The organism is Lysobacter auxotrophicus (assembly GCF_027924565.1).
Taxonomy (GTDB): domain Bacteria; phylum Pseudomonadota; class Gammaproteobacteria; order Xanthomonadales; family Xanthomonadaceae; genus Lysobacter_J; species Lysobacter_J auxotrophicus.
Genome location: NZ_AP027041.1, coordinates 278365 through 291065, shown reverse-complemented (window position 1 = coordinate 291065; position 12701 = coordinate 278365). Strand labels below are relative to the sequence as shown.

Annotated in this window: 12 protein-coding genes; 6 read left to right on the top strand and 6 right to left on the bottom strand. The window is 70.2% G+C overall.

Translation table 11 applies throughout. The annotated features are described in order from the left end of the window. Window positions 1-42: 42 nt before the first annotated feature. The 4 genes from LA521A_RS01290 (at window position 43) to LA521A_RS01275 (ending at window position 3376) form a co-directional block, all read left to right on the top strand. A complete protein-coding gene (locus LA521A_RS01290) occupies window positions 43-1092 on the top strand; it encodes a sulfate/molybdate ABC transporter ATP-binding protein (protein ID WP_281782154.1) in 1050 nt (349 codons plus the stop codon). 64 nt (window positions 1093-1156) lie between these two features. Further along, window positions 1157-2149, top strand: coding sequence for a porphobilinogen synthase (gene hemB / locus LA521A_RS01285; RefSeq protein ID WP_281780590.1), 993 nt, complete (start codon window positions 1157-1159; stop codon window positions 2147-2149). A 2-nt stretch (window positions 2150-2151) separates the two neighbouring features. Next, window positions 2152-2595 carry a GNAT family N-acetyltransferase gene (locus tag LA521A_RS01280; protein ID WP_281780589.1) on the top strand — a complete coding sequence of 148 codons (444 nt, stop codon included), beginning with the start codon at window positions 2152-2154 and terminating at the stop codon, window positions 2593-2595. A 28-nt stretch (window positions 2596-2623) separates the two neighbouring features. Continuing rightward, window positions 2624-3376, top strand: a complete 753-nt coding sequence (locus tag LA521A_RS01275) for an SDR family oxidoreductase (RefSeq protein WP_281780588.1) — start codon at window positions 2624-2626, stop codon at window positions 3374-3376. A gap of 412 nt (window positions 3377-3788) precedes the next feature. Here LA521A_RS01275 and LA521A_RS01270 read toward each other — a convergent pair whose 3' ends face one another. Then, window positions 3789-4718, bottom strand: coding sequence for a TolB family protein (locus LA521A_RS01270; RefSeq protein WP_281780587.1), 930 nt, complete (start codon window positions 4716-4718; stop codon window positions 3789-3791). A 79-nt stretch (window positions 4719-4797) separates the two neighbouring features. On the opposite strand from LA521A_RS01270, the gene aroE reads away from it, so the two are divergent. Both aroE and LA521A_RS01260 read left to right on the top strand, forming a co-directional pair. Next, window positions 4798-5640, top strand: a complete 843-nt coding sequence (aroE, locus tag LA521A_RS01265; RefSeq protein WP_281782153.1) for a shikimate dehydrogenase — start codon at window positions 4798-4800, stop codon at window positions 5638-5640. Window positions 5641-5651: 11 nt separating this feature from the next. After that, the gene (locus LA521A_RS01260; protein ID WP_281780586.1) at window positions 5652-5912 is read left to right on the top strand and encodes a YkgJ family cysteine cluster protein; all 261 of its coding nucleotides are present in this window, start codon (window positions 5652-5654) and stop codon (window positions 5910-5912) included. 461 nt (window positions 5913-6373) lie between these two features. Here the strand turns inward: LA521A_RS01260 and LA521A_RS01255 are convergent, their stop codons facing one another. Genes LA521A_RS01255 through LA521A_RS01235 form a run of 5 tightly spaced genes read right to left on the bottom strand, consistent with a single transcriptional unit; the run spans window position 6374 to window position 12602 of the window. Further along, window positions 6374-7702, bottom strand: a complete 1329-nt coding sequence (locus LA521A_RS01255) for a DUF58 domain-containing protein (protein ID WP_281780585.1) — start codon at window positions 7700-7702, stop codon at window positions 6374-6376. Window positions 7703-7707: 5 nt separating this feature from the next. Continuing rightward, entirely contained in the window at window positions 7708-8703 is a 996-nt protein-coding gene (locus LA521A_RS01250; RefSeq protein WP_281780584.1) for an AAA family ATPase, read from the bottom strand. 22 nt (window positions 8704-8725) lie between these two features. Further along, entirely contained in the window at window positions 8726-9862 is a 1137-nt protein-coding gene (locus LA521A_RS01245; RefSeq protein WP_281780583.1) for a DUF4350 domain-containing protein, read from the bottom strand. Further along, window positions 9859-11595, bottom strand: coding sequence for a DUF4129 domain-containing protein (locus LA521A_RS01240; RefSeq protein WP_281780582.1), 1737 nt, complete (start codon window positions 11593-11595; stop codon window positions 9859-9861). The genes LA521A_RS01245 and LA521A_RS01240 overlap by 4 nt, the downstream gene beginning before the upstream one ends. After that, window positions 11592-12602, bottom strand: coding sequence for a stage II sporulation protein M (locus tag LA521A_RS01235; RefSeq protein ID WP_281780581.1), 1011 nt, complete (start codon window positions 12600-12602; stop codon window positions 11592-11594). The genes LA521A_RS01240 and LA521A_RS01235 overlap by 4 nt, the downstream gene beginning before the upstream one ends. Window positions 12603-12701: the final 99 nt, after the last annotated feature.

The window sequence follows — 12701 nt, the reverse complement described above, 5'->3', positions numbered from 1 at the left end:
CCCGCGCCCGATCATCCCGACACGAGGCCGCCCCGCACCGGCATGGACCTGCACCTGCGCCAGCTCAGCAAGCGCTACACCGGCGTGGCGGCGCTGGACGGCGTGGACCTGCACGTGCAGGCCGGGGAACTGGTCGCGCTGCTTGGCCCATCGGGCTCGGGCAAGACGACGCTGCTGCGCGTGATCGCGGGCCTGTTGCATCCGGATTCGGGCCAGGTGCTGTTCGGACGCGACGACGCGACGCGCCTGAGCCTGCGCGAGCGCAACGTCGGTTTCGTGTTCCAGCATTACGCGCTGTTCAAGCACATGACCGTGGCCGAGAACATCGCCTTCGGCCTGCGCAGCCGTCCGCGCCGCAAGCGCCCGGACAAGGCGACGATCACGCGTCGCGTCGAGGAGCTGCTGGGCCTGATCCAGCTGCCGGGCTACGGCGATCGCTATCCCGAACAACTGTCCGGCGGACAGAAGCAGCGCGTCGCGCTTGCGCGTGCGCTGGCGATCGATCCGACGGTGCTGCTGCTCGACGAACCCTTCGGCGCGCTGGACGCGAAGGTGCGCGTCGAACTGCGCCGCTGGCTGCGCCAGCTGCACGAGCGCACCGGCCAGACGACGCTGTTCGTCACGCACGACCAGGAAGAAGCGCTGGAACTGGCCGACCGCATCGTCGTGCTGCGCGAAGGCCGCATCGAACAGGTCGGCACGCCGGACGAGATCTACAGCGATCCGGCGTCGGCGTACGTGTTCGACTTCATCGGCCGCGCGAACGTGCTGGAAGGCGAAGTGCGCGGCGGCCGCTTCCATCTGGCGGGGCATGCGCGCACGTTCAGCGCCGACGGCGTGGCCGACGGCCCGGCGAAACTCTACGCACGCGCGCACGACATCGCGCCGGGCGACGGCGATGACGGCATCGGCGCGCGCGTCGTCGCCGCGCACCGGCTCGCCGACCGCATCACGCTGGAGCTTCACGTCGAAGGACAGGCGCGCCCGGTCGAACTGGATTTCGCCGCCACGCCGGGCCTCACCACGCCGGCGCCGGGCAGCGAGCTCAGGCTGGTGCCTTTGCGTTATCGGGTGTATTCCACCGCGCCCTGATCGCGCCCGGACACATCGTCCCAGGCGGAAAAGCAAGCCCGGCGCGGGCGTACAATGTCGCGCCATGAGCACCTATCCCCACGCACGCCCGCGGCGGATGCGCCGCGATGAGTTCTCGCGTCGGTTGATGCGCGAGTCGGTCCTCACCGCCAACGACCTCATCTATCCGGTCTTCGTGCACGAACGCGACGGCCGCGATCCGGTCGCCTCGATGCCCGGCGTCGAACGCCTTTCCATCGACGAACTGCTGCGCGTCGCCGAACAATGCAGCCAGTTGCGCATTCCGGCGATCACGCTGTTCGGCGTGCCCGATGTCGACCGCAAGACCGCCGACGGCGCGATCGCCTGGTCCGACGACGGTATCGTGCAGCGCGCCGTGCGTGCGCTGAAGCAGCGCTTCCCGGAACTGGGCGTCATCACCGACGTCGCGCTCGACCCGTACACCACGCACGGGCAGGACGGCATGATCGACGAGGCCGGCTACATCCTCAACGACGTCACGGTCGATGCGCTGGTGCGCCAGTCGATCTCGCATGCGCAGGCCGGCGCCGACGTCGTCGCGCCCAGCGACATGATGGACGGCCGCATCGGCGCAATCCGCGACGCGCTGGAAGACGCGGGCCTGATCAACACGCGCATCCTCGCCTACAGCGCGAAGTACGCCAGCGCGTTCTACGGTCCGTTCCGCGCGGCCGTCGGTTCGGCCGCAGCGCTGGGCAAGGGCAACAAGTACACCTACCAGATGGACCCGGCGAATTCGGACGAAGCGCTGCACGAAGTCGCGCTCGACCTCGACGAAGGCGCCGACATGGTGATGGTGAAGCCGGGCATGCCGTACCTGGACATCGTGCGTCGCGTGAAGGACGAGTTCCGCGTGCCGACGTACGTCTATCAGGTGAGCGGCGAGTACGCGATGCTCAAGGCCGCCGCGCAGAACGGCTGGCTCGACGAACGCGCGACCGCGATGGAAGCGCTGCTCGCGTTCAAGCGCGCCGGCGCCGACGGCGTGCTCACCTACTACGCGCTCGACGCCGCGCGCTGGCTGCGCGAAGCCTGAGCGTGGCCGACGCCGCGACCACGTTGCGCCGCGCGCGCATCGGCGATGCCGCCGAGCTTGCGCGGCTGTCGGCGCAGCTCGGCTACCCGCAGTCGGCCGATGCGTTCGAACGCCGCCTCCGTCGCCTGCTGATCTCGGCCGATCACCCGGTGATCGTCGCCACCGACGACGATGCGCGCCTGCTTGGCTTCATCGCAATCGAACGCCGGCTGATGCTGGAAACGGGCGAGCGCGTGGAGATCGTCGGGCTCGTGGTCGACGAGTCCGCTCGACGTCGCGGCATCGGCCAGTCGCTGGTGGATGCGGCGCTCGATTGGGCGCGCGGGATCGGCGTCGGCGAGGTGATGGTGCGATCGAACGTCGCGCGCGATCAATCGCATCCGTTCTACGAAGGCGCGGGTTTCGAGCGCATCAAGACGCAGCACGTGTACCTCAAACGCGTGTGAGGCGGCGGCATCGCGAACCGGAGGCGAGATGGAACGCAACAGGATAGCCATCGTCACCGGCGGCAGCCGCGGCATCGGCGCGGCCACCGCGAAGCTCGCCGCGCAGGCCGGTTATCGCGTGTGCGTCGCGTATCGCCATCGCGAAAAGGACGCCACCGACGTGGTCGACGCGATCGAACGCGACGGCGGCGAGGCGATGGCGGTGGGCGTCGACGTCGGGCGCGAGGCCGACGTGATGCGATTGTTCGACGAGGTGGACCGGCGCTTCGGCGAAGTCACCGCGCTGGTGAACAACGCCGGCATCCTCGAACGCCAGATGCGCGTGGAGGAGATGGACGCCGAACGCCTCACTCGCGTGTTCAACGCCAACGTCGTCGGCAGTTTCCTGTGCGCGCGCGAAGCGGTGCGGCGCATGTCGACGCGACATGGCGGACACGGCGGCGCGATCGTCAACGTGTCGTCGGTCGCCGCGCGCCTGGGCTCGCCGAACGAGTACATCGACTACGCCGCGTCGAAGGCGGCGATCGACACGTTGACCGTCGGCCTGGCGAAGGAAGTCGCCGCCGAAGGCATCCGCGTGAACTGCGTGCGCCCGGGCTCGATCTACACCGAGATCCACGCCAGCGGCGGCGAACCCGGCCGCGTGGATCGCGTGAAGGCGCGCATCCCGATGCAGCGTGGCGGCGAAGCGGAGGAGATCGCACGTGCGATCGTCTGGCTGCTGTCGGACGAGGCCTCGTACATGACCGGCAGCCTGGTGGATGTGGCGGGTGGGCTTTAGGGTCGCGGCCTGCCCTTGACCCGGGGACGCTGTCGCTTCTCCACCCCGGGTGCGCTTCGCTTACCCGGGCTACAAGAGCAACCACTATCGCTCTTGATCGTCATCCCCGCGAAGGCGGGGACCCAGTGACTTTCCACGCTTTCCCGTTGCTCTTCAGATCAGAAGAATCACCCGCCAAGCTTCCGCCGGCCTACGCCGCTCGAATCACTTTTCTTCGCTTGCGCCGCGCCTTTGTAGCCCGGGTAAGCGAAGCGCACCCGGGGACGCGACCGCTTCTCCAACCCGGGTGCGCTTCGCTTACCCGGGCTACAAGAGCTGGCATCGAGCTTGATGTGCCCTCGAAAGCCATCTGCGACTTAAACGACAGACACCGCAACCAACCCCTCTCCCGGTGGGAGAGGCGCTGTTGCACTCAAACCCCGCACCCTTCCTTCCCCGCCACCGCTGGCGCCTTCATCCGGTAGATGTCGAGCTTCCCGGCACGCGGCGACTTCGCCGCGCCGCTGACGAGCAGCTCGCCCGGTTTGTTCCAGTCGATCGCCGGCCCCAGCGTTGTCGCCTCGTCGGTGTTGAACGACAAAGCCAGCGGCCCCGCGTCGACGTAACGCGCGCCGTCGCAGTGGGCGACGTGCAGCCGCACCGGCTTGGTCGCCGGATCCTGCGAGCGCGCGTACACCAGCGTGCGGCCGTCGCCGAGCCAGGCGGCGTCGAACTCGTCCGCCCTGGTGTTGAGGCCCGGCACCGGCGTGGCGTCGACGAACGCCGCGCCGTCCCACCGCGCGACAAAGAGGTCGTGACGCCCGGCGCCGCCATGGCCGTCGCTCGCGAACAGCAGCCGCTTCCCGTCACGGCTGGGCGTCGGCGCCCACTCGTCGCCGCGCGTGTTGACGCCGCGGCCGAGGTTTTCGGCGGTGCCGACGCTGCCATCGGGCTTCACGGCCGCGCGATAGAGATCGTCGCCGCCCACGCCGCCGGGACGGTTGGAGAAGAAGTACAGCCAGCGGCCGTCGGCACTGAACAGCGGATCGAAGTCATTCGACGGCGAGTTGACCGACAGCGGGCGGGCGTCCTGCCAGCGGCCGTCCTTCAGGCGCGCCTGCCACAGGTCCCAGCCGCCGGCGCCTCCTTCACGATCGGTGCTTCCCCACACGATATGCTGGCCGTCCGGGCTGACGCTGCCGCGGATTTCGCTGGCTTTGGTCGATACCACGCCCATGCCTTCGATGCCGAATTCGGACAGGAACGCCGACGCCGGGCCGGACAACGCGACGGCGCCCACGACGAGCGCGGCCACTACACTGCACCTGCGGTACCTGCTGGCCAAGGCCGGGCTGCGTCGCATCGCGCGTCTCCTGTCTGTGTGAACTCCAGTCTATGCGAGGGTCCCCGTGTCCAACTTCGCCTCCGTCGCAAATCCGGCCGTGGTCAAGCGGTTCGCCGTGATCGGTCATCCGGTCGCGCATTCGTTGTCGCCGCGCATCCACGCCGCGTTCGGCCGGCAGGTCGGCATCGCGCTGGAATACGCCGCGATGGACGCGCCGCCGGAGCTGTTCGACGCGATCGTCGCGGAGTTCGCGGCCGAAGGCGGCCTGGGCGCCAACGTCACGCTGCCGCACAAGAACCGCGCGGTCAGCGTCTGCACCACGCTCAGCGAGCGCGCGCGCCGCGCCGGCGCGGTGAACACGCTGGTACGCACGGCGACCGGCTGGGAAGGCGACAACACCGACGGCGTCGGCCTGGTGCGCGACCTCACCGAGCGCCAGGGCCTGGACCTGCGCTCGCGCCGCACGCTGCTGATCGGCGCCGGCGGTGCTGCCCGCGGCGTCGCCCCGGCGCTGCTCGACGCCGGCATCGGCGATCTCTACATCGTCAACCGCACGCCCGAGCGCGCCGACGCGCTGGCCGATGCACTGGCGAGCCCGGGCCGCGTGCACCCGCGTTATCTGCGCGACATCGACACGCTCGGCACGTTCGACCTGATCGTGAATGCGACGTCCGCCGCGCGTACGGACGGGCTGCCGTCGCTGCCGATGGCGCTGGCGAACCCGCGCACCGCGGCGGTGGACCTGAGTTACGGCGAGGTGGCGATTCCCTTCCTCGCGTGGGCGCGTGCCGCCGGCGCGCACGACGGCATCGACGGCCTGGGCATGCTGGTGGAACAGGCGGCTGAAAGCTTCCTGCGCTGGCATGGCGTGCGCCCGGAAACCGACGAGGTGTACGAGACGCTGCGCGAACATCGCGCGGAACTCGTCACCGCCGACTGAGCCCGTTGGTCATGGACTGCCGCGCCGGATGCGGCGCGTGCTGCATCGCGCCGTCGATCACCTCCCCGATTCCCGGCATGCCGCACGGCAAGCCGGCGGGCATTCCGTGCGTGCAGCTGGACGACGCGTACCGGTGCCGCTTGTTCGGCTCGCCGGAACGGCCGGCGTTTTGTGGATCGCTGCGGCCCGAGGCCGACATGTGCGGGGCGTCGCGCGAGGCGGCGATGGGAATGCTGGGGGAGTTGGAGCGGCTGACGGCGCCGGTGGGGTGAGGCGATGGCGCGCTGAGGCGGCAAAGCGCGCTGCGCCTTTGTAGCCCGGGTGCGAAGCGCACCCGGGATGTGCAACGAAGCGCCGTCAGGCGATTGGAAGCTTCGCTTGTGATTCTTCTTTTTGAACTGAAGGGCTCACGGGAAACGTGAAAAGTCCCTGGATCCCCGCCTTCGCGGGGATGACGATCAGGAGCGAGAGCGAATCGCAGAGCGAGAGCAACAGCAAAATGGGTTCCAGCTTTCGCTGGAATGACGGTGAGGTGGTTCGCCGGCCTGAGGTGGTTCACCGGCGAGAGAGTGCCCGTGCGTTATGGGCCTGGGTCCCGGCCTTCGCCGGGATGACGGTGGATACGTCGCAGTGATCGGCGACGGCATGCGGATCGGCCCGGCGCTGCAGATCTACACCGCCGACACCCGCGCGATTCCCGCTTCCCGATTCCCGATTCCCGCTTCCCGATCAGCTACAACAACCCATCCCGCTTCACCGCCAGGTACCGCTCCACCAGCGATGCGGCCAGCTGGTCGCACGCCACGTCGAGCACCATGACGCCGTGGTTGCGCAGCGCTTCGTGCGCGGCGTTGCGCTGGTCGAGGTACTGCGCCGTCGCGCCTGCGCGGATCGCGCCGGGCAGGTCGTTCACCGGTTCGGACAGCGCTTCGTCGAGCGATCCCTCGCGCAGGCTCGCCACGCAGACCAGATGCCGCTTGCGCAGCAGCGCCACGGCGGCGAGCAGGTCGTCCATGTCCTCGTCGCGCAGGTTGGTCACCAGCATCACCAGCGAACGGCGCCGCTGCCGCACCGACAGATCCGTCGCCGCCGCGAGGAAATCCGTCGCGACCGGCTGCGGCTGCAATGCGTACGTCGCGCGCAGCAGTTCGTCGATCGCGCCCACGCCGCGACGCGGTGGCACCCACGCGCCGGCCCCGCCGCTCGCCAGCAGACCCACGGCATCGCCCTGGCGCAGCGCGAGGTAGGCCACCACCAGCGCCGCGTCGAGCACGTGGTCGAAATGCGCCAGCTCGCCGTCGCGCGCCAGCAGGCGGCGGCCGGTGTCGAGCAGCAGCACCAGCTGCTGGTTCTTCTCGTCCTGGTATTCGCGCGAGATCAACCGGCGCGCACGCGCGGTCGCCTTCCAGTCGATCTGGCGCAGGCTGTCGCCGATGCGGTATTCGCGCATCTGATGGAAATCGGTGCCCTCGCCGCGGCGGCGCCGAAGGTGCGCACCCACCAGCCGCGACGCCTGGTCCGCGCTGAACATCGCGAACTTCGCGAGCGGTGCGAAGTTGGGGAACACGCGCACGTCCTGCGCCTCGCCCGCCACGCGCGACTGCCACCACAACCGCAGCGGCGAATGCAGCCGCAGCTGCACGCCGTCGAAGCGGAAGTCGCCGCGTGCCTTCGCGCGCAGGCGGTAATCCAGCGACGCGATCTCGCCACGCTTCAGGCGCAGCCGCCGTGGAAGGCCGTCCATCGACCATCCGCCCGGATGCAGGTCGAACACATCGAGCGTCTGCGCGCGCCGCGACGTTTCCAGCGAGAGCGTCACCGGGCGCTCGATGCCGATCGGCCACGTGTCGGCAAGGCGACGCTCGACCTGCGGGGTCGGCGTACGCCACAGCAGCGCGACGTCCAGCAGCAGCAACGCGGCGAACGCGATGCCCGCAAGCTGCCATTGCATCGCCGTGGCCACGCCGAACGCGACCGCGATGCCCAGCGCCGACCACAGCACGAGCAACGCCAGCATGAACGGCGCGGGTCGCGGGATGGCGCGCGTGGTGACGGCGTGCATCGCGATTACTTCCGCGGCGCCTCAACCTTGGCCAGCAACGCGTGCAGCACGTCGTCCGGCGACTGGCCTTCGATCTGCAGTTCCGGCGCGAGCGCGATGCGGTGGCGCAGCGCGGGCTTGGCGATCTCGCGCACGTCGTCAGGCGTGACGAAATCGCGGCCCGACAGCACGGCCTGCGCGCGCGCCGCACGCACCAGCGCGAGGCTGCCGCGCGGGCCGGCGCCCAGCGCGATGCCCGCCCAGTCGCGCGTCGCGGCGACGATCCGCACCGCGTAGTCGATCACCGCATCGTCCACCGCGACCAGCGCGGTGCCGGCCTGCATCGCCACGATGTCCTGCGGACCGAGCACGCGCGCCACCTGCGACAGGTCGAAGTCCGACGCCGCGCGGCCCTGGCTCACCGCCGCGACCATGCGCTTCTCGTCCGCGCGCGTCGGATAGCCGATCAGCACCTTCAGCAGGAAACGGTCGAGCTGCGCCTCAGGCAGCGGGTACGTGCCTTCCTGCTCGACCGGATTCTGCGTTGCCAGCGTGAGGAACGGCGGCGTCAGCTGGAAGCTGTGGCCTTCGATGGTGACCTGCAGTTCCTGCATCGCTTCCAGCAGCGCCGACTGCGTCTTCGCCGGCGCGCGGTTGATTTCATCGGCCAGCAGCAGGTTGGTGAACACCGGGCCGCGGCGGATGTTGAACGTCTCGGTCTTCGGGTTCCACACGGCGTGGCCGCTGATGTCGCTGGGCATCAGGTCGGGCGTGAACTGCACGCGCGCGAAGCTGCAATCGATCGCGCGTGACAGCGCGCGCACCAGCAGCGTCTTGCCCAGGCCCGGCACGCCTTCGATCAGCACGTGGCCGCCGGCGAGCAGCGCGATGAGGATCTGGTCGAGCACGGCCTCCTGCCCGATGAAGGCCTTGCCGACCTCGTCGCGCACGGCGGCGGCGCGTGCGGCCAGGGCGTCGCCGGTGATCGGAACGATGGGGGCGGGAGCGGCGTCGGCGTTCATGGCGTGGTTTCTCGGTCGAAAGTCAAAGTGAGTTGCGCATGCGGATGAGCATCGCGATGCGGCTGCGGAACGCGGCGTGGTCGCGCGCGATCGGCGTGGAAAGTGCGTTGCGGATATCGTCCGCCGGCAGGCCGAAGCGCTCGGCGAGCATCGCCGCCTGCGCGTCGCCATCCAGCGCGGCGGCCTGCGGATCGCGGCGGCGCAGGCGCGCGAGGAACGCCTTGCGCGCAGCCTCGTGCAACAGGTGCGCGTAGCCGTAGCGGTACACGTGTTCGCCGCTGGCGGTGACGTGTTCGAGCAGCGATCGGCGCTCCACCGCCGGCGAATCCAGCAGCGGCCCGAAGCGCTGCGAACGCCGCCACAGCCAGGCCATCAGCGCCAGCAGCAACGGGAGCCACACGCGCCAATGCTCGCGCACGAGCGTCATCCAGAACGACGGCATCTGCGCTTCGTAGATCAGATGCACGGTGCCGGCGCGGTAGTTCGGATCGAGCAGCTGCCGCGTCAGCGCGATGTGCGGGCCGTCCTTGAGCGAATCGTTGTCGAGGAAGTCGAAGTCCGACAGCACGTCCACGTGCCCGCGCCCGTGCGGCACGCGCGCGAACACGTAGCCGAGTTCCGGCTCGCCCCAGTGCAGCGACACGGTGGAGTCGGGGTTGTCGATGTCGAGGCGACGGCCGCGGCAGAACTCGACGTGCGGATCCTCGCCGGCGACGTCGAGCCCGGCGCAGAGTTCGTCCGATCGCGGATGCAGGCCGAACGCGGCGAGCACCGGCACCGGCTTCTCGACGTCCAGCGGCCCCGGCGGCGGCGTGCGCAGCAACAGGTGGCCGCCGCGCTCGACCCATTCCAGCAGCGTCGCTTCGTCCTTGCCGGTGAGCGTGCGCGGATCGTTGTAGAGCAGCACCGTGTCGCGCGGCCCGAGGGCGACGCTGCCCAACTGCAGGCGCGGGCGCGATTGCGCCTGCACGCCGTCGGCGATCAGCGCGAGCTTGAGCACGTACAGCGGATTGCGCGCGGCCTCGCCGGTGCGCGGCAGATCGACCCATTCCTCGGTGCGTTCGAAATTGCGTTGCCACCACGCCGCGCCGCCCGCGACCGCGCCGGCCACGGCGAGGACGAGAAGCGCGATGAGGCCGTGCCGGCGCGTGAGCGTCATGCGGGCACGCTCCCGTCGATGCGCGCGCCGGGCAGCCAGCCGAAGCGCGAGGCGAGGTCGGCGAGCAGCGATTCGAACTCCTCGCCCGCCGGGAAGCTGTGCGCGTACGCGGCGTACTGCCAGGTGCGCACGGCGCGCGCGAAGGCGTCGCGATCCTCGCCGCGCGGCAGCTTGCGCGAGGCGCGCAGCACGTCGGACTCCGTCGCGCCCGGCACGAGCACGACCTGCGTGCGCGCGAGCATCGTCTCGACGCTGGCGCGATACAGCATCGCCAGCGCCTCGCGTTGCCGGCCTTCACGCCACAGTCGGCGGATCACGCTCGGGATGTCCTCCGGCAGCGGCGGCAGCGGTTCGTCGGCGCGATCGCGGCGGACTTCATCGTCCTCGCGGGCCTCGCGCGCGAGGCCGCCACGGAACCACGCCAGCCAGCGCGGCGCCGTCACCAGCAACAGGCCAGCCAGCGCGATGACGACGATCCACAGTCCGAATTCGCCTACCGTGGCCAGCACTTCGCCGAGCTTTCCCAGCGGCGGCGGCTCGATCTTCTTCGGATCGGGCTTCTTCGCGTCGCGCTTCTTCCAGCTGACGACCTTGCGCTTGGGCGACACGGTCGGGTCCGCGTAGGCCTTGCGCACGGCGCGACGCAGGCTGCCGTCGCCTGCAAGCGAGCGACCGCCACCGGCCGTGCCGTCCTGTCCGCCGTTGGCGGTGCCGCCCGGCGACACGGGAATCGCCGGCGGCGCGGGCTGCGGCGTCATCTGCGCGTCCACGCCGTCGCGCAGGCCGGTCTCGTCGACGACGCGGCCGAAGACCTGTTGAAGCGTGACGCGCGGCGCTTCCGCGTCGTCGTACGCGTCGGCATCCTCCTCCCCGGCGACGCTTTCGGTGTCCTGCGGATCGCCCGCGTCCTGCGCGCGCACGACGGCCGGCGCGAAGGCCATGCCGATCGCGAGCGCGAGCAGCAGCGGCGTCGCGCTGCGCAGCAGGCGCTCGCGCATGCGGCGCAGCGCGAGTTCGATGTCCCACGCTTCCACTTCGGTGCGGCGGTTGAGGTACAGGCCGAAGCCGGCGCCGACGTAGAACGGCTCGATCACGCTGGCGGCGATCCACGCCAGCGCGTTCGAGAGCAGGCTGAGCCACGCCGGCGCTTCCTTCAGCGCGATCCACGCGCGGTTGAGCGTTTCCTGCAGGTAGTCGTCGGGCACGAAGACGATGGCGAGCGAGGCCAGCCCGACGTACACGGCCAGCTCGAAGTGCAGGCACACGATCGTGGCGAGCGCGGCCACGCCGTGCACCGGCGCGCCCAGTGCGCGGCGACGCTCGCGCGCGTCCGCGCCGCGTGCGCCTTCGAGCAGGTCCACCGGCAGATTCAGCGAGCGCAGCGGGCTCAACCGCCGCCACAGCAGGTAGCCGGGCAGCCACGACAGACCCCAGTTCCGCTGCGCCGCGAGCGTCTGCCGCAGGGTCGGCACGTCGCCGAATACCGCGCGCGAGAGCACGAACAGCGGGATGCGGTCGAACGCCGGCTTCAGCCACCACATCAGCAGGCCGGCGAGCCACAACGCGTCGATCGTCCACGCCAGCGCGTTGAACAGCACGAACAGCGGCAGCGTCAGCAGCAGCCAGGGCTTCCAGATGGCCGCCGCGTGGCGTCGCACCAGCGCGGTGCCGAGCTCGACCGCCTCCCACGCGGTGCGCGGACGCAGCGCGACGGTGAGCGATTCGATCTTCATGCGCCCACGTCCTCCGCCGGCAGGTGGCGCCCGCCGAGCAGCAGCCACGCCGCGGTCAGCGTCCACAGCACGCCACCGACGGTGTACTTGATCCACGCCGGCATCCACGCGATGGACGACCAGAACGCCTCGACGAACGCGGCGAACACCAGCATCGCCAGTACGCCCACGCACAGCAGCGCGCCACGACGGCCGCCTTCGACCAGCGCATCGGCGCGCCTGCGCTGGCCGGGCGCGGTCAGCGACAGGCCCAGCCGCAGGCCGGCGCCACCGGCGATCACGATCGCGGTCAGTTCCGGCGCCGAATGCGCGGCGACGAAACGCCAGAACGGATCGCCATGGCCGACCGCCTGCAGATGCCCGGCGACGCCGCCGATCATCACGCCGTTGACGATCAGCACCACGATCGAGCCGATGCCGGCGAGCAGCCCGCTGGCGAAGGTGCGGAAGCCGATGCTGACGTTGTTCCAGACGTAGTGGCCGAACATCGCCACGTCCGTGCCGCTGTCGCGGCCCAGCTTGCGCGCCGGATCGGCCGGGTCGTACATGTGTTCGAACTGCAGCAGCTGCGCGGGATCGAACAGCGAGGACGACAGCTCGGGCTGCCACTGGATCGCGGCGAAGATCACCAGCAGCGGGATCCAGAACAGCGCGAAGGACGCGAGCATGCAGCCGCGCTCGGCGCGCACCAGGCGCGGGAAGCCGGCGATCAGGAAGTGCGCCGCACGACGCCAGCGCGGCGCCGGCGTGCGGTAGAGCAGGCCGTGCCCGCGATGCATCAGCGCCTGCAGGCGGTCGGTCACCACCGGGCTGTAACCGCGGCGCCGCGCGAGCGCGAGCTGCTGGCACAGGCGGCGGTAGCGCGAGGGCATTTGCGCATCTGACAGGCCGTGCCAGTTGCGGCGTTCGGACCGCGCCTTGCGCGCACTCACGCCGCGCGCGTCGAGCCAGTGCTCGAAGGCGATCCATTCGGGTTGGTGGCGCTGGACGAAGTGTTCCTGCTTCATGGCGTCCGGTGCCGTGATTCGTTATTCGTGATGCGTGATGGGCTGTCGCGCACTGGTGCGCCATCGGACTTCGTGATGTCGCACGGCCACGGCATGCAG